General features: G+C 78.0%; 13 protein-coding genes. 10 read left to right on the forward strand and 3 right to left on the reverse strand.

Translation table 11 applies throughout. From position 1 onward, the window contains the following. The first annotated feature begins 108 nt into the window (after positions 1 to 108). From MTO91_RS09525 to MTO91_RS09545, 5 genes are read left to right on the forward strand one after another with little or no spacing between them, the layout of a single operon-like run. On the forward strand, positions 109 to 558 hold the full coding sequence (locus tag MTO91_RS09525) for a CBS domain-containing protein (RefSeq protein WP_476654303.1): 450 nt from the start codon (positions 109 to 111) through the stop codon (positions 556 to 558). Beyond that, positions 545 to 2,899: a phosphoenolpyruvate synthase gene (gene ppsA, locus MTO91_RS09530; RefSeq protein WP_476654304.1), complete on the forward strand. Its 2,355-nt coding sequence runs from the start codon at positions 545 to 547 to the stop codon at positions 2,897 to 2,899. The genes MTO91_RS09525 and ppsA overlap by 14 nt, the downstream gene beginning before the upstream one ends. A gap of 7 nt (positions 2,900 to 2,906) precedes the next feature. Further along, positions 2,907 to 5,477 (forward strand): glycoside hydrolase family 65 protein, encoded by a 2,571-nt coding sequence (locus tag MTO91_RS09535; RefSeq protein WP_251784552.1) that lies wholly within the window; start codon positions 2,907 to 2,909, stop codon positions 5,475 to 5,477. Beyond that, positions 5,474 to 5,743: a DUF1876 domain-containing protein gene (locus MTO91_RS09540; RefSeq protein ID WP_476654305.1), complete on the forward strand. Its 270-nt coding sequence runs from the start codon at positions 5,474 to 5,476 to the stop codon at positions 5,741 to 5,743. The genes MTO91_RS09535 and MTO91_RS09540 overlap by 4 nt, the downstream gene beginning before the upstream one ends. Positions 5,744 to 5,753: 10 nt before the next feature. Further along, positions 5,754 to 6,740: an Acg family FMN-binding oxidoreductase gene (locus MTO91_RS09545; RefSeq protein ID WP_476654306.1), complete on the forward strand. Its 987-nt coding sequence runs from the start codon at positions 5,754 to 5,756 to the stop codon at positions 6,738 to 6,740. Here the strand turns inward: MTO91_RS09545 and MTO91_RS09550 are convergent. Both MTO91_RS09550 and MTO91_RS09555 read right to left on the reverse strand, forming a co-directional pair. Then, positions 6,671 to 7,546, reverse strand: a complete 876-nt coding sequence (locus tag MTO91_RS09550; RefSeq protein ID WP_476654307.1) for a universal stress protein — start codon at positions 7,544 to 7,546, stop codon at positions 6,671 to 6,673. The genes MTO91_RS09545 and MTO91_RS09550 overlap by 70 nt on opposite strands. Then, entirely contained in the window at positions 7,543 to 8,055 is a 513-nt protein-coding gene (locus MTO91_RS09555; protein ID WP_476654308.1) for a hypothetical protein, read from the reverse strand. Before MTO91_RS09555 ends, MTO91_RS09550 begins: the two co-directional genes overlap by 4 nt. Before the next feature lie 273 nt (positions 8,056 to 8,328). Between MTO91_RS09555 and MTO91_RS09560 the strand changes: the two genes are divergently transcribed. The 3 genes from MTO91_RS09560 to MTO91_RS09570 all read left to right on the forward strand — a co-directional run bounded on the left by MTO91_RS09560 (position 8,329) and on the right by MTO91_RS09570 (position 12,124). Further along, positions 8,329 to 8,829: a universal stress protein gene (locus MTO91_RS09560; protein WP_476654309.1), complete on the forward strand. Its 501-nt coding sequence runs from the start codon at positions 8,329 to 8,331 to the stop codon at positions 8,827 to 8,829. A 104-nt stretch (positions 8,830 to 8,933) separates the two neighbouring features. Then, a complete protein-coding gene (locus tag MTO91_RS09565) occupies positions 8,934 to 11,558 on the forward strand; it encodes a cation-translocating P-type ATPase (protein ID WP_476654844.1) in 2,625 nt (874 codons plus the stop codon). An 80-nt stretch (positions 11,559 to 11,638) separates the two neighbouring features. After that, positions 11,639 to 12,124 carry a hypothetical protein gene (locus tag MTO91_RS09570; RefSeq protein ID WP_476654310.1) on the forward strand — a complete coding sequence of 162 codons (486 nt, stop codon included), beginning with the start codon at positions 11,639 to 11,641 and terminating at the stop codon, positions 12,122 to 12,124. 60 nt (positions 12,125 to 12,184) lie between these two features. Here the strand turns inward: MTO91_RS09570 and MTO91_RS09575 are convergent, their stop codons facing one another. Beyond that, entirely contained in the window at positions 12,185 to 12,655 is a 471-nt protein-coding gene (locus MTO91_RS09575; RefSeq protein ID WP_251784545.1) for an Hsp20/alpha crystallin family protein, read from the reverse strand. Between the two features lie 263 nt (positions 12,656 to 12,918). On the opposite strand from MTO91_RS09575, the gene MTO91_RS09580 reads away from it, so the two are divergent. Together MTO91_RS09580 and MTO91_RS09585 are read left to right on the forward strand one after the other, a co-directional pair. Further along, positions 12,919 to 13,929, forward strand: coding sequence for a zinc-dependent alcohol dehydrogenase (locus MTO91_RS09580; RefSeq protein ID WP_476654846.1), 1,011 nt, complete (start codon positions 12,919 to 12,921; stop codon positions 13,927 to 13,929). Beyond that, the gene (locus MTO91_RS09585; RefSeq protein WP_476654311.1) at positions 13,929 to 16,544 is read left to right on the forward strand and encodes a bifunctional acetate--CoA ligase family protein/GNAT family N-acetyltransferase; all 2,616 of its coding nucleotides are present in this window, start codon (positions 13,929 to 13,931) and stop codon (positions 16,542 to 16,544) included. Before MTO91_RS09580 ends, MTO91_RS09585 begins: the two co-directional genes overlap by 1 nt. The last annotated feature ends 22 nt before the right edge of the window (positions 16,545 to 16,566 follow it).

The following is a 16,566-nucleotide window of genomic DNA, read 5'->3' on the forward strand; positions in this document are numbered from 1 at the left end:
GGTGGTGCCGTGCCCCGAGCACTCCGGCCCTGGCCGGACCGGGTGCCGCCGGAGACGCTCGGTGGGCCGCGGGCCGGTGCCCGCGTGCACCGAGACGAGGAGGCAGCCATGCACGTCCGAGACGTCATGCGGACCGGCGTGACCACGGTCCGGGCGGACACCCCGATCGCGGTCGCGGCACGCGTGCTCGTGGGCCGGGGGCACGCCTCGTCCCCGGTGGTCGACGCCGAGGACCGGGTGGTCGGTGTGGTCAGCGAGTCGGACCTGCTGGCCGGCCGGGTGCCGGTCGGCGGCGACCCGGGGGAGATCGACCCGGAGGAGGTCGTCGCCGCGGTGATGACCCACCACCCGTTCACCGCCGGTCCCGACGACGACCTGGCCTTCACCGTGGCCCGGATGTTGGAGAACGGCCTGCGCGCGCTCCCGATCGAGTCCGGTGGGCGCTGCGTGGGGCTGCTGTCGCGCCACGACGTGCTGCGCGAGGTCGCGCGCGGTTCCCTGCAGTCCGAGGAGCGCTGGCGTGAGCACGCCGGGATGGCGAGCCGTGACCGCGGCTGAGGGCACCCGGGTCGCGCCCGGCGCGACCGGCGGGCCGGGCGTCCGGCCGCTCGCCGGGCTCGGCCGGGCCGACGCGGCCACCGTCGGCGGCAAGGCCGCCGGTCTCGGAGACCTGATCGCGGCCGGGTTCGCGGTCCCGCCCGGATTCGTGGTGACGGCTCCCGCCTACCGCGAGGCGATGCGGGCGGGCGGGGTGCTGGACGCCCTGGACGAGCGCTTCGACCGGCTGCTGGCGCAGGTGGGGGCCGGCGAGTCCCGGGACGACCCGGGGCCGGACTGCGCGCGCCTGCAGGAGCTCGTCCGCGCCGCCGGCCCGCCGCCCGAGCTGGCCGAGGAGATCCACCGCGCCTACGCCGCACTGGCGGACGGGTCCGGCCCGGTGGCGGTCGCGGTCCGGTCGTCGGCGATCGGTGAGGACAGCGGGGCGCACTCCTTCGCCGGCATCCACTCCAGCTTCACCCACGTCCGGGGCGAGGACGAGCTCGACCGTCGCGTCGCCGACTGCTGGGCGTCGGCGTTCGCCCCGCGCGCGCTCGCCTACCGCGCCGGTCGCGGTCTGACGGGCCCACCGGCGGTCGCGGTCGTCGTGCAGCGGATGGTCGAGTCCGACTGCGCCGGGGTGGCGTTCACCGCCGACCCGGTGACCGGCCGTACCGACCGGGTCGTCGTCGAGGCCGCGCTGGGGCTGGGCGAGGTCGTGGTCGGGGGTCTCGTCGAGCCCGACACCTCCGTGTTCGCGCTGCCCGGCCTGGAGCCGGTGTTCGAGCACATCGGGGTGCAGTCCCACGCCGTCGTACCCGGCCCCGACGGCCACGACCGCTCCGTCGCCCTCGACCCGGACCGGGCGTCGGCCCGCGTCCTGACCCCGGAACAGGCGGCCACGGTCGCCCGGCTCGCCCAGCGGGTGCAGGAGCACTTCGGCGTCCCGCAGGACGTCGAGTGGGCACTGGAGGGCGACACCCTCTACCTGGTGCAGGCCCGCCCGGTGACCACCACGGCCGGGACCGGCACCGACGGCGCCGGGGGCCGGGCGGCCTCCGGCGAGGTCCTCGTCACCGGCGTCGCGGCGGGACCGGGTCGCCGCAGCGGTCCCGCGCGGATCCTGTCCTCACCGGCGGACGGGGCGCAGCTGACGACCGGCGACGTCCTCGTCGCCCCGCGGACCGACCCGGACTGGCTGCCGACGCTGCGCCGCGCGGCCGCGGTGGTGACCGACCACGGCGGCGTCACCTGCCACGCCGCCATCGTCGCCCGCGAGCTGGGCATCCCCTGTGTGGTCGGCAGCCGGACGGCCACCGCCGACATCACCCCGGGCCGCCTGGTCACCGTCGACGGGGGCACCGGCACGGTGTCGGCCGGCACGGTGTCGGCCGGCACGGCCCGGCCGGCCACGACCGCCGTCGCCCGCCACGCCGCTGCGGCCCCGCCGGAGCCGCTCGCCACCGAGGTGCACGTGAACGTGGCGACCCCGCAGGCGGCACGGCGCGCCGCCGCCCTCCCCGTCGACGGCGTCGGGCTGCTGCGCGCCGAGATCGCGCTGACCGACGCGCTGCGCGGCCGCCACCCGCTCGCGATGATCGCCGCGGGCGACGCCGAGGAGTTCGTCACCGCGATGGCCGGGGCCGTCGGGGAGGTCGGCGAGGCGTTCCGGCCACGGCCGGTCCTCTACCGGGCGGCCGACCTGCGCAGCAACGAGTTCCGCCTGCTCACCGGCGGCGCCGACCACGAGCCGGTCGAACGGAACCCGATGATCGGCTTCCGCGGCGCCTACCGCTACCTGCGGGAGCCGGAGCTGTTCCGGCTCGAGCTGCGGATGCTCGCCCGGGTCAGGGAGCGCTGCCCGAACGTCCACCTCATGCTGCCGTTCGTGCGGACCCGCTGGGAGCTCGCCGCGGTGCTCGACCTCGTCGACGGCGCCGAGACGGGCCGCGACCGGCTCCTGCAGCGGTGGCTGACCGCCGAGGTGCCGTCGGTCGTGCACTGGCTGCCCGAGTACGTCGCGGCAGGGATCGACGGCGTGTCGATCGGCAGCAACGACCTCACCCAGCTGGTCCTCGGCGTCGACCGGGACTCCGAGCGGCTCGCCGAGCTCTACGACGAGTCGGACCCGGCGGTGCTGGCCGCGATCACGGCGATCGTGGAGCTCGCGGCCCTGTCGGGCGTGCCCAGCTCGCTGTGCGGCCAGGCACCCAGCCGCGACCCCGCGTTCGTCCGGCACCTCGTCGAGGCAGGGATCACGGCGGTCTCGGTCGACCCGGACGCCGTCGGCGCGGTGCGGCGGGCGCTCGGCGCGGCCGAACGACGGGTGCTCCTCGACGCCGCGCGCCGCGGTGCGCACTGAGTCGCCGGTGGCGACCGACTGCCCCGCCTGCGCGCCGACGGGCGACGGCTGGTCGGTCTGCTTCCACGGCTTCGACCCGGCCGACGAGGGCCGGCGGGAGGCGCTGTGCACGCTCGGCAACGGCTACCAGGCGGTCCGCGGGGCGGCCGCCGCGGCCTCCGCCGGCGGACCGCACTACCCGGGCACCTACGCCGCGGGCGTCTACAACCGGCTCGTCGACACCCTCGGCGACCGGGTCGTGGAGAACGAGAGCATGGTCGCCCTGCCGGACTGGACGTGGCTGCGGGCCGGACCGGACGGGACCGACGTCGACCCGTTCGGCCCCGCCGCGCTGCTGGAGAACCGGGCCCTGCTCGACCTGCGCCACGGCGTGCTGACCCGGCTCGTCCGCTACGTCGACGCCGAGGGCAGGCGCACCGCGCTGCACGAGCGGCGCCTGGTCCACCGCACCCGCAGACACGTCGCCGCGACCGAGACCACCGTCGTCGCGGAGAACTGGTCGGGGCGGCTGCGCGTCCGCTCCCGGATCGACGGGGCGGTCGGCAACACCGGCGTCGCCCGGTACCGCGGCCTGGCCGCGCACCACCTGCACACCGAGCGGGTCGACGCACCCCGGCCCGGGACCGTGCTGCTGACGACGCGCACCTCCCGGTCCGACGTCCGCATCGCGGTCGCGGCCCGGACCCGGGTCCGGCCGGACAGCGCCGCCGCGTCCGTGGTGCGCACCGGCGACGCCGTCGGGTACGACCACGTGCTCGACGTGCCCCGCGGGTCCGCCGTCCGGGTCGACACCGTCGTGACGCTGGTGACCTCCCGCGACGTCGCCATCGCCGACCCGGCGACCACCGCGCTCGACCTGCTCGCCGACGCCCCCGACGTCCCCGCGCTGCTCGAGGAGCAGGCCGTGAGCTGGCGGCACGTGTGGCGGCGGTTCCGCTTCGACCTGGCGGGCACCGGTGTGCCCGACGCCCCGGACACCGCGCGCGACCTGCGGCTGGGGCTGTTCCACGTGCTCCAGGCCGTGTCCCTGCACGCCCTCGACGTCGACGCCGGTGTGCCCGCACGGGGCCTGCACGGCGAGGCCTACCGCGGCCACGTGTTCTGGGACGAGCTGTTCGTGCTGCCGGTGCTGACGCTGCGGATGCCCGAGGTGACCCGGGCCCTGCTGCACTACCGGGTCCGTCGGCTCGACGCCGCCCGCCGGGCCGCCCGGGCGACCGGCCGGCGGGGCGCCATGTTCCCGTGGCAGTCCGGCAGCGACGGCCGCGAGGAGAGCCAGAGCCTGCACCTCAACCCGCTGTCGGGCCGCTGGCTGCCCGACGTCAGCGCCCTGCAGAAGCACGTCGGCCTGGCCGTGGCCTACAACGTGTGGCACTACGTGCAGGCGACCGGTGACCGCGACTTCCTGGCCGCGCACGGCGCGGAGGTGATGCTGGAGGTGGCGCGCTACCTCGCGGAGCTGTCGGAGCTCGACCCGGAGCGGGGCCGCTACCGCATCCGCGGGGTGATGGGGCCCGACGAGTTCTCCACCCGCTACCCGGGTGCCGACCGCCCCGGCGTCGACGACAACACCTACACCACGGTGATGGCGGTGTGGCTCTGGCGGCGGGCCCGCGAGTGCCTCGACCTGATCCCGGTCCGGCGCCGCGACGAGCTGCTCGAACAGCTCGGCCTCACCGACCGGGAGCTGCGGTCCTGGGCGGACCGCACCCGGCGGTCCTACGTCCCGATCCGCCCCGACGGCGTGCTGGAGCAGTTCGAGGGCGCGAGCGCGCTGCCCGAGCTGGACTGGGAGCACTACCGCCGCCGCTACGGCGACCTGCAGCGGCTGGACCGCATCCTGGAGGCCGAGGGCCGGTCGGTGGACGACTACCAGGTCACCAAGCAGGCCGACGTGCTCATGCTGTTCTACCTGCTGTCCACCGACGAGCTGCGCGAGCTCCTGCACGGCCTGGGCTACCGGCTCCCGGCCGACGCCGTCCGGCGCACGATCGACCACCACCTCGCCCGCACCGTGCACGGGTCCACGCTCAGCTCCCTGGTGCACGCCTGGGTTCTGGCCCGCGCGCACCGCGAGGACGCCCTCGACCACTTCCGGCGCGCCGTGCGCAGCGACCTCGCCGACGTCCAGGGCGGCACCACCGCCGAGGGCGTGCACCTCGGCGCGATGGCCGGGTCGGTCGACCTGCTCCAGCGCTGCTTCGCCGGGGTCGAGGTGCGCGACGGCGCCCTGTGGTTCAACCCGCACTGGCCGCGCGACTCCGGCCGGCTGTCCTTCGAGATCCGCTACCGCGACCTGGTGGTCGACGTCCGGGTGCGCGGCCGCGAGGTGCTGGTCCGTGCGGCGTGCGGCCCCGGCGACCCGATCACCGTGCGGTGCGGCGCGACGCGGCGGGTCCTGCGTCCCGGGGGGTCGGTGCGGCTGCGCGCCCGGCCCGGGGCACCGGAGGGGGAACCGGGCCGGGGCCTGTGGCCCTCCGTGGGCGGGGCGCACGGCCCTGGGCCCGGGGGCCGCGTCCCGACACCGTGGTGGAGGCCGGTCCTCGAGTTCCGGCCGTGGAGGAGGAGACCCCGATGAGCTACGCCGAGCAGTGGACGGTCACGATCGACATCAGCGAGGAGCCGGGCCGGACGCGGGCGACCGCCCGGCTGACCACGCGCGACGACACCCGGCTGGTGGGCGCCGGCGAGGCCCACCGGCACCCGCAGGACCGCGAGGTCCCGGAGATCGGGGCGGAGCTGGCCGTCGCCCGGGCACTGGCCGACCTGCAGCACCGGCTGTTCGAGTCCACGGTGTTCGACATCGAGCAGTCCACCGGCACGCGGGCGCACCTCACGCGCTGACCCCGGCCCGATGGACGTCCCGGACCGCCCGGACGGGCCCGGCCCGACGATGCTCGACGCCGTCGGCTGGGCCCTGCGGGCCCCCTCGCTGCACAACAGCCAGCCCTGGCGCTGGCGGGTGGACGCGGCGCGGGCCGCCCTGTACGCCGACCCCCTGCGCCGGCTGTACGAGACCGACCCGGACCGCCGCGACCTGCTCGTCAGCTGCGGGGCCTGCCTGCACCACCTGCACGTCGCACTCGCCGCGGCCGGGACGGCGGTGCGCACGGTGCGCCTGCCCGACCCGGAGGACACGGACCTGCTCGCCGTGGTCACGGCCGTCGACGGTCCCGCCGACGCCGCCGAGGCGGACCTGTGGCCCGCGCTGCCGCGCCGGCGCACCGACCGGCGGCGCTACGACGACCGCCCGGTGCCCGGGTCCGTGCTGGAGGCGGTGACGGCGGCCGCGCGACGCCACGGGGCGCTGCTGCTGCCCGTGTCCGGGCAGGCCCGGCGGGCCGGGCTCGACGCCGTCCTGGCGCGCGCGGCCGACGAGCAGCGCTGCCGCCCCGGTTACCTGGCCGAGCTGATGACCTGGACGAACCGCTACGCCGGCGCGCACGACGGGATCCCCGCGTCGGCACGGCCGACCCGGCCCGCCCCACGGGGGACCGGCCCGAACCGGGCCTTCCCGGCCGGTCGGCTGACCGGGACGGCGGCGGCACCGGCCGGCGGGGGCGTGCTCGCCGTGCTCTGCACCCGGCGCGACGGACCCGAGGACCGGCTGCGGGCGGGCGAGGCGACCAGCGCCGTGCTGCTCACCGCGGTGCGCGCGGGCCTGGCGACCACGCCGCTGAGCCAGGCGCTCGAGCTGTCCGCGACGCGGTCGGTGCTCGCCCGCGACGTCCTGCACGTCGACGCCCACCCACAGCTGATCGTGCGGCTCGGCTACCCGGCCGACGACCGCGAGCTGCCCGCCACCCCCCGGCGCGCGCTGTCCGCGGTGCTGGCCCCCTGAGCGTCGCGACCGGGTGCCGGCCCGACGGGGCGCACCAGGACCGGGCACGCGGCCAGACACGCCAGCTCCTCCGGGGTGGAACGCCGGAGCGGCCCGCCCACGTGCGGCCGTGCCCCGACGACCAGCAGGCCGGCGTGCTCGGCGGCCCGGAGCAGCGCCGGCAGCGGACGGTCGTCGACGACCTCGAGCTCGACGTCCACCGCGTCCGAGCGCTCGTCCCAGTGCCGGGCGAGCTCGGCGAACACCGCGGTGACGGCCGGAGCGGAGCCGTGCCCCGGGCGCAGCGCGTGCACGATCCGCAGCACGCCGCCGCCGCGGCGGGCGCAGGCGTGGGCGTCGTGCAGCAGCTCCGCGTCGGTGCGCGGGTACTCCAGGCCGACCACGACCGGGCCGGTGCCCTCGGCCGTCGAGGCGTGGACGACGGCGACCGGCACCCGCACCCGGTCGAGGACCCGGTGCAGGACCGGATCGGCCGGTCCGTCCGCCGGGTGCCCCGAGCCGACCGCCCCGAGCACCAGCAGCTCGGCGCCGAGAGCCTCGGCCTCCAGCGCAGCGACGGGCGGCTGCTCGACGAGCACGGTCTCCAGCACCACCCCGGGGGCGGCACCGCGGGCGGTCGCCGCCGCACGCGACAGCACCAGGCGGGCGTGCCGGTGCCAGGCGGGGACGTCGCCGGTGTCGTAGTCCGCGGCGTGCACGACCCGCAGCACCCGCTGACGCGCGAGGGCCTCTCGCGCCGCCCACCGGGCCACCGCCTGCGACGACGGCGCCCCGGTGACGCCGACGACCACCGGCCGCCCGCTCACCGGGCGCCGTCCGCACGGGTCGTCGCCGGCAGCAGCGCGGCGCCCCACTCGCGGGCGCGCTCCAGCTCGCCGGGCCGCAGCGGTCCGTTGCCGCGCACCAGGAACGACCGGGGGGCGCCTGCGGAACGGTAGCCGCGGCGACCCAGCACCCGCGCCGCGGCGTGGGCCGCCGACCCCGGCACCCACCGCGAGACCCGGGTGTCCGCGCAGACGGTCGCCGGTGCGTCCGGGCCGGCGTCGGGCAACCGGTCGAGCCACTCACGGATCCCGTCCGACGGGGGAGCGGTGGCGCCCTGCCGGACGGCGTCCTCGCGCGTCGCGGGCCGGGTCATGCCGAACGCGTGCGTCGGACCGAGCACCACGAGCAGCTCACCTGGCCGCAGCGGTGTCGAGGGGCCGGGCGGGTCGACGTCGACGTCGCACCCCCGGGCGAGCAGGCCGTCGGCGACGGCCTCGGCCACGGCGCGCGTGGTGCCGAACAGCGACTCCACCACGATCTGTACGTGCACGGCTTCTCCTCGGGTCGTCGGTCACGGCCGCCGGGAGCACGGCCCCGGCGGGCGTCGCCGGCGTGCCGGGAGGCTGCGGAGGTCCTCGGCGACCCTGCCGGGGGACGGCGGCCGGGCCCACCCGCGAAGGCCCCGCGACCGGCGGGCCGTTGGTCCCGCGTGGCCACGCCGGGCGCGGCGGGACCGGACGGCCCCGGTTCCGCGGGACGTTCGCCCGGCGCGGCGCCCGGCCCGGGGCGCGGACGCTGGGCCCCTCGTCACGAGGAGGGCGTCATGGAGCAGGAGAGGACGGTGCGGGACGACGAGATCGTCGTCGGCACCGACGGGTCGCAGGGCGGCCGGGCGGCGCTCGCCTGGGCGGTCGCCGAGGCCGCCCGCAGCGGCCGGTGGGTACGGGCGGTGCGGGTGTGGGACCCGGCGCCGCTGTTCGCGCCGCCGGCGCCGGTGTTCGTGGTGGGGTCGGTCGTCCGTGACGACGAGGAACGTGCGCTGGAGAACGACCTGGCGGAGATCCCGGTCCCCGAGGGGGTGCGGGTGGAGGGCGAGCTCATCGAGGGCGTCGTCGTCGGTGAGCTCGTGGCGCAGTCGGCGGAGGCGGCGATGCTCGTCGTGGGCAGCCACGGGCACGGACCGCTGGGCCGTGCCGTGCTGGGCTCGGTCAGCGCCGCGTGCGTCCGCCGGGCCGGCTGCCCGGTCGTCGTGGTCACCCCGCGCCGGGCGGCGGTCCTGCTCGGCGCGACGGGAGCGGGGGCGGCCTCGGACGCTTCCCGGTGACCGACACCCGGCACCGGCCGGCCGGCCCCGTCCCCGGGACCGGCGGACCCGCCGACGACCCGCCCGCAGGGGGTGTCCCGGACCCCCGGGAGCCCGCGGCCCGGCTGCTGCGGGACCTGCGCTCCGGACCGGCCGGGCTCTCCGGGCGTGATGCGGCGCGGCGGCTCGCCCGGTTCGGGCCGAACACACCGGCCCGGGCGGGGAGCCGGTCGACCTGGCGGGCGCTGCGACGGCAGCTGACCCACCCGCTGGCGGTGCTGCTGCTGGTGGCGGCGGCCCTCGCCGTCGCCGCCGGCACCGCTCAGCTGGGCACGGCGATCCTGGTGGTGGTCGTGCTCAACGCCGGGTTCGCGTTCCTCCAGGAGCGCCACGCCGGCCGGGCCGTCGAGGCACTGGGCCGCTACCTGCCCCCGCACGCCCGGGTCCGCCGCGACGGGACGGTGCGCAGCGTCCCCGCCGCCGAGCTCGTTCCCGGTGACGTGCTGCTGCTGGCCGAGGGCGACCGGGTGCCCGCCGACGCCCGGCTGCTGTCGGGCGGCCTGCAGGTCGACGCGTCGGCGCTGACCGGGGAGTCGGTCCCCGTCGTCCGCGACGCCTCGGCACCCGACACCGCGGCGAGTGCGCTGGACTCGCCGGTCCTGGTGTTCAGCGGGACCGGGTGCGTCGCCGGCGCGGCCGAGGCCGTCGTGCACGCCACCGGGGCGCACACCGAGATCGGCCGCATCGCGGCGCTCGCCGGAACCCGGCCGACCGACGAGAGCCCGCTCGAACGGCAGGTCCGCCGTGTCGCCCGGCTGATCGCGGCGGTCGCCGTCGGGGTCGGTGTCGCCTTCGTGCCGCTCGGCGTGGTGGCCGGGCTCTCGCTCACCGAGGCCCTGGTGCTGGCCGTCGGCCTGATCGTGGCGAACGTGCCCGAGGGGCTGCTGCCGACGATCACCCTGGCGCTGGCCGTGGGGGTCCGCGCCATGGCCGACCGCGGTGCGCTGGTGAAACGACTCTCCGCGGTGGAGACCCTCGGCTCGACCACGGTGATCTGCACGGACAAGACCGGCACGCTCACGACCGGCACCATGCGGGTGGTCGACGTCCGCGGCCCGGGCCCCACGTCCGCGCCGCCCGGGCCCGCGTTCTGGACGACGCTGGCGCGCTGCAGCACGGCCGACCCGCGGACCGGCGCGGGGGACCCGACCGAGCTCGCCCTGCTGGAGGGGGCCGCGGCCGCCGGTGCCGGCGTGGACGCCGGGGTGCGCGACGCCGAACGGCTGGTCCTCCACGCCTTCGACCCGCACCGGATGCTGATGTCCACCCTGGACCCCGGCCCGGACGGGCCGGTGCTGCACGTCAAGGGCGCCCCCGGTCCGGTGCTGGCGCGCTGCGTGCTGCCCGCCGACCGGCGGGCCGCGGTCGAGGAGGCGGTCGCCGACATGGCCGGGCGGGGTCTGCGGGTCCTCGCCGTGGCCCGCCGCGACCCCGCCGCCGCCGACCCCGCCGCCGCCGACCCCGCCGCGCGTGACGCCGCGGAGAGCGGCCTGACCCTGCTCGGGCTCGTCGGCCTGCTGGACCCGCCCCGCCCGGAGGCGCCCGCCGCCGTCGCGTCGTGCCACCACGCGGGCATCCGGGTGCACGTCGTCAGCGGCGACGACGGGCGCACGGCCGCCGAGATCGCCCGCCGGGTGGGCATCGGCGCCGACCGGGTCGTGGACGGCCCGGTCCTGGACGCCATGACCGAGCCCGAGCTGGAGCGGTTCTTCGCCGCCTCCGGCGAGGTGGTGGTGGCGCGTGCCGCGCCGGAGGCCAAGCTGCGCATCGCCGACGCGCTGCGTGCCCGCGGCCAGGTGGTGGCGATGACCGGGGACGGGGTGAACGACGCGCCCGCACTGCGGCACGCCGACATCGGCGTCGCCATGGGCCGGTCCGGGACCGAGGTGGCCCGCGAGGCCGCGACGCTGGTGCTGACCGACGACGACTTCGCGACCGTCGTCGCCGGGGTCGAGGAGGGCAGGCGGGTCTATGACAACGTGCGCAAGTTCGTCGTCTACATCTTCGGCCACCTGCTGCCCGAGCTCGTGCCGTTCCTGGCGTTCGCGCTCTCCGGTGGGCTGGTCCCGCTGCCGATCGGCGTGCTGCAGATACTCGCGATCGACCTCGGCACCGACCTGCTGCCCGCGCTGGCCCTGAGCCGCGAGCCCGCCGAGCCCGGACTGATGGACCGGCCACCGCGCCCGCGGCGCGAGAACGTCATCACCGGCGAGATGCTCCTGCGGGCCTGGGGCCTGATGGGCCCGGTGGCGGCCGTGCTCGCGACCGGGCTGTTCCTGGCCGTCCTCGTGCGGGGCGGGTGGACGCCCGGTGCCGCGACCGGTCCCGGATCGCCGCTGCACACCACCTACCGGCAGGCCACCACCGCGACCTTCGCAGCGATCGTCGCCTGCCAGGTCGGCACGGCGTTCGCCGCCCGCACCCGGCGCGCGTCGCTGCGGTCGGTGGGCGTCACGACGAACCGGCTGCTGCTCGGTGCCCTCGCCGCCGAGCTCGCCTTCGCGGCGGCCGCGATCTTCCTGCCGGTGGCGAACTCCCTGCTCGGGACCACGCCGCCCCCGGCGTGGGTGTTCGCCTGCCTCCTGCCGATGCCCCTGCTCGTCTGGGGGACCGACGAGGCGTACCGGGCCGTGCGGCGGGCGCGGGGGCCCACCGCACGGCACCCCGCACCACCGGTGGCCGGGCCGTGACCCGGCGACGACCCGGCGTCCGGCAGGGGCGCAGGGGAGGGGGTGCGGTCGGTGGACCGGTGCGCGGCCGGGAGGACGCGATGACGGCGGCGGCGGGTCCGCGGCGGGGACCGGTCGTGGTCGTCGGCCGCGACGAGCTGGACCCGGACGACGTCCGCTGGGCCGCCGACGTCGCCCGCCGGTCGGGGCGGGACCTGCGGCTGGTCGTCGTGGTCCCGCCGCCACGCCGGACGGTCGGCGGTCCGCCGACCGGGGCCGCCCGGACGGAGATGGCGCGGCGGCTGCTCGACGCGGTCACCGACGAGGTCGCCGTCGAGACCGGCGAGGTGGACCTCGAGGCCGAGCTGCGCAGGGACGGCTGGGACCGGGTGCTGAGGGACGAGGCGAGGACCGCCGGGCTCGTCGTGCTGGCCCGGTACGCGGCGTGGCCCGCGCGCCCGCCCGCCGGGTGCCCGGTCGTGCGGGCCGGGCGGGCGTCGCGACGACGGGACCCGGCGCCGGAGCCGGCGACGTTCCACCGGCTGACCGCCGGCGACGCCGCCCCCGGTCCCCTCCCGCAGGGGTGACGGCGGCCGGGACCGGGTCGTGGACCCGGCCCCGGCCGCCGTGCCGTGACCGCTCCGGGGTCAGCCGGTACTGATCGGGATCATCGTGGCCTCGGCCGGTGCGGGCGGTTCGGGCATCGGCACCCTGATCTCCAGGATGCCGTCGGTGTAGCTCGCCGCGATGTCGTCGGCGATGACACCCTCGGGCAGCTGGAGCACGCGCGACATGGTGCCGCGCCACAGCTCGCGCCTCCGGTAGCCGTCCTCGGACCGCTCCTCCTCGCCGCCCCGCTCCGCCCGTACGGTCAGCAGGCCGTCGGCCACGGTGACCGAGACGTCGGCGGCGGGGTCGACCCCGGGCAGCTCGGCCCGGATGACCAGCGACCCGTCCTCGACGAACTCGTCGACGCGGATCGCCGCCTCCTCGCGCAGCCGGCCGGCGTACACCGGGCGCCGCACGGGGAACGCGCGGAACCAGTCGTCGACCATCCGTTCCATCTCGGTGAGTGCGCCGGGCAGTGCCCCGGCCCGGCGCGTGATCGTGCTGCTCATCGGACGTCCTCCCTCGTGTGTCCAGGACGCCCCCACGGTGGCCCGCGGGCGGGGGCGCGACCAGGGACGGTCGGCCCGGTGCCCGCGGCCCGAGGATCTGCACGTCGCGGCGGTCACCGCCGTCGCCGAAGGTCCCGCCCGCCGGGCGCCCTCCGGCCCTGCTCCGCGGCCGGCGCCGTACCTAGCGTCGGCCGCGACCTCAGTTCTCTCCGCCGCAGCCCCACCGGCCCGCCGCCGGTGACCGAGGAGCAGCCGTGAACACGATGCGCGCCGCCGTCGTCCCCGCACTGGGAGCGCCCCTGGAGATCCGGGAGATCCCGGTGCCGGTCCCCGGCCCCGGGCAGGTCCTGGTCCGGATGGAGGCCAGCGGCATCTGCCACACCGACGTCCACGCCGCGCGCGGGGACTGGCCGGTGAAGCCCCGCCCGCCGTTCGTCCCCGGGCACGAGGGGATCGGCACCGTCGTGGAGTCGGTGCACGGTCCCCACCACCGGACGATCGGGCGACGGGTCGCGATCCCGTGGCTCGGGTCGGCCTGCGGCCGGTGCCGCTACTGCGTCAGCGGCCGGGAGACGCTGTGCGAGAGCCAGACCAACAGCGGCTACTCGGTGGACGGCGCGTGGGCCGAGTACGCGGTGGTCGACGAGCGCTTCGCCGTGCCGGTGCCCGACGACATCCCCCCGGTCGAAGCCGCTCCGCTGACCTGCGCCGGGGTCACCACCTACGCGGCGATCCGCAACGCGCGGGTCGCCCCCGACGAACGGGTCGGGGTGTTCGGCATCGGCGGCCTGGGCCACCTGGCCGTCCAGTACGCCCGGCTGGTCGGCGCCTCGGTCGTCGGCGTCGACGTCGAGGACGCCAAGCTCGCACTGGCGACCGGGCTGGGCGCCGACGCCGTGGTGGACGCCCGCACGACCGACCCCGTCGAGGCGATCCACGACCTGGGCGGGCTCGACGTCGCCGTCGCGCTGGCCCCCTCGCCGGACTCCTTCGGGCAGGCGCTGCGCTCGCTGCGGCGCGGCGGCAGGCTCGTGTGCGTCGCGCTGCCCGCCGACGGCACGCTGGCCGTGCCGATCTTCGACCTCGTGCTGGGCGGGCTGACCGTGCTCGGGTCGATCGTGGGTACCCGCGAGGAGCTGGCCGAGGTGTTCGACCTGCACGCCCGCGGCCGCACCCGGGTGGTCACCGAGACCCGCAAGCTCGACGACGTCAACGCCGCCGTCGACGACCTCCTCGCCGGGCGGGTCCCGGCCCGGCTCGTGATGGAGTTCTGATGGGCGTCCCCGCGTCGGCGACGACCCGGTCGGGGGATCCGTCGGAGCCCGTCGCCGGCCGCGGTCACGACGTCCTGCTGGGTGACGGCCGCAGGGCCGTCGTCCGGCCGCTGGACCGGTCCGACCTGCCTGCGGTGACCGCCCTGCACACCGGTCTCGACACGACCGACCGGCACTTCCGCTACCTGTCCGCCTCGGCCCCCGACCCGCGGCGGACCGCCCGCTCGGTGCTCGCCCCGACCGGTCACGCGGTGGGCGTGTTCGAGGCGGGGGAGCTGCTCGGCGTCGCCCACTACGTGCCCGTCCCGGACGGCTCCACCGCCGAGTTCGCCGTCCTGGTCGCGCCCGCGGCGCGCCACCGCGGTGCCGGGACCCTGCTGATGGAGGCACTCGCCGGGGCCGCGACCGCGGCCGGTCTCGCCACGCTGACCGGGGAGGTGGCCTCCGACAACGCCCCCATGATGCGGGTGCTGACCGACCTCGGGCGCCCGCTGCGGACCCGTCCGGACGGGCCCGTCACCCACGTCCGGCTGGAGACGGGCGACCCCACCCCGCTGTCGGACGACCCGCACTGGTCCCGGGTCTCCGCGGCGTCGGCGATCTCGCTGACCCCGGTGCTCGCCCCGGCCTCGGTCGCGGTCGTCGGGGCCTCGCGCCGGCCGGGCACGGTCGGCCGGGCCGTGCTGGACCGGATCCGGCGCGGCGGGTTCAGCGGGCCGCTCGCGGTGGTGAACCCGCGCGGTACGCCGGCCCCGGACCTGCCGTGGGCGGGCACCGTCGGCGAGCTCGGCACCGTGCCGGACCTGGCCGTCCTCTGCGTCCCGGCCGACGCCGTCGTGCCGGTCGCCGAGGACTGCGGCCGGGCCGGGGTCGGCGCGCTGCTCGTGCTCACCTCCGGCGTCACCGGCGCCGACGCCGGCCGGCTCGCCGCGGTCTGCGCGCACCACCGGATGCGCCTCGTGGGCCCCAACTGTTTGGGCCTGGTCGACACCGCCCCCGGGGTCGCCCTCGACGCCACGTTCGCCACCACCGCCCCGGCGGGGGAGATCGGCGTGGCCGCCCAGTCCGGCGGGATCGCCGTCGCGCTGGGCCACGAGCTGGCCGCCGCGGGACTCGGGATCAGCTCGCTGGTCAGCACCGGCGACGCCCTGGACGTCGCGGCCGACGACCTGCTCGCCTGGTGGGCGCACGACGGCCGCACCCGGGGCGCCGTGCTCTACCTGGAGTCCGCCCGGCGTCCGCACGAGTTCGCCGCCGTCGCGCGGCGGGCCGCGCGCACGATGCCGGTCGTGGTGATCCCGTCGGGGAGCAGCGACGCCGGGCGGCGGGCCGCGGCGTCGCACACCGCGTCCACGGCGACCCCGCGCACCGCCCGCGACGCGCTGTACCGGCAGGCCGGGCTGCTGCTCGCCCGCGACCCGCGCGAGGCCGTCCAGATGCTCGCCACCCTGCAGAGCGCGCCGCTGCCCGCGGGGCCCCGGGTCGGGATCGTCAGCAACGCCGGCGGCCTGGGCGTGCTCGCCGCCGACGCGTGCACCGACGCCGGGCTGCAGGTGGCCCGGATGGAGGCCGGCACCCGGTTCGCGCTGGCCGGCATCCTGCCGGCGACCGCGGCCGTCGGCGGCCCGGTCGACACGACCGCCGTGGTCGGGGCCCGGGCCTTCGCCCGCGCCGTCACCGTCGTCGCGCACGACCCGGGGGTGGACGCCGTGGTCGTCACCGGGGTGCCCACGGACCTGGGGGACCCGCTCGCGGAGATCGGCGACGCCGCGGGGGAGCCCGTGCCGGTCGTGGTCGTGGCGCCGGGCGGCTCCCGCCCGCGTGACCGGGTCCCGGTGCACGACGACGTGACCTCCGCCGCCGCGGCGGTCGCTGCCGGGGTGCGCCGCGGACACTGGCTCCGGCACGCCGCGGACCCGGTCCCGGCCCTGCTCCGGACCGACGCCACCCGGGCCCACGCCGCCGTCGCGGGGGCCGGCGAGGGCTGGCTCGACCCGCTCGGGGTCCTGGAGCTGCTCGGCGCCGCGGGGATCCCCGCGGCGCCGGTGGCGCGGGTGCGCACCGCGGACGGGGCGGTGCAGCGGTGGCGGGCCGCCGGGGGACCGGTCGCGCTCAAGGCCGAGGCCACCGGTCTGCTGCACAAGGCCGCGGCCGGCGGTGTCGTGCTGGACGTGGACTCCGCGGACGGGGTCCGCGCGGCGGTCGGGCGGTTCGCGGCCCGGTTCGGCGACACCCTGCGCGGTGTCCTGGTCCAGCCCATGGTGTCCGGCGGCGACGAGGTCCTGGTCGGGGCGACCGTCGACGCCGTCGTCGGACCGGTGCTCACGGTGGGCCCCGGGGGGAGCGCCACCGACGCGGTCGGCGGACGGAGCCACCTGCTCGCCGTCGCCTCCCCCGACGACGCCGACGGCGCCGTCGCCGACTCCGCGCTCGGGCCGCGGCTGGCCGCGCAGGGCCGCTCCGCGGTCCGCGACGTGCTGCTGCGGTGGGGCTGGCTGGTGCGGACCGTGCCGCGGATGGTGGAGGCGGAGATCAACCCGCTGGTCCTGCGACCCGACGGCCGGGGCGGGGTGGGGGCGACGGCGGTCGACGCCCGGATACGGCTGCGCGGCTGAGCGCCCCGGCCACCGGGTCGAG

It is taken from the genome of Pseudonocardia sp. 2-7 (genome assembly GCF_056341085.1).

Excerpts from the sequence above, each read along its gene's own strand:
- MTO91_RS09525 (WP_476654303.1), top strand. The coding sequence starts at position 109 with ATGCACGTCCGAGACGTCATGCGGACCGGCGTGACCACGGTCCGGGCG.
- MTO91_RS09540 (WP_476654305.1), top strand. The coding sequence starts at position 5,474 with ATGAGCTACGCCGAGCAGTGGACGGTCACGATCGACATCAGCGAGGAG.
- MTO91_RS09545 (WP_476654306.1), top strand. The coding sequence starts at position 5,754 with ATGGACGTCCCGGACCGCCCGGACGGGCCCGGCCCGACGATGCTCGAC.
- MTO91_RS09560 (WP_476654309.1), top strand. The coding sequence starts at position 8,329 with ATGGAGCAGGAGAGGACGGTGCGGGACGACGAGATCGTCGTCGGCACC.
- MTO91_RS09570 (WP_476654310.1), top strand. The coding sequence starts at position 11,639 with ATGACGGCGGCGGCGGGTCCGCGGCGGGGACCGGTCGTGGTCGTCGGC.
- MTO91_RS09575 (WP_251784545.1), bottom strand. The coding sequence starts at position 12,655 with ATGAGCAGCACGATCACGCGCCGGGCCGGGGCACTGCCCGGCGCACTC.
- MTO91_RS09580 (WP_476654846.1), top strand. The coding sequence starts at position 12,919 with ATGCGCGCCGCCGTCGTCCCCGCACTGGGAGCGCCCCTGGAGATCCGG.
- MTO91_RS09585 (WP_476654311.1), top strand. The coding sequence starts at position 13,929 with ATGGGCGTCCCCGCGTCGGCGACGACCCGGTCGGGGGATCCGTCGGAG.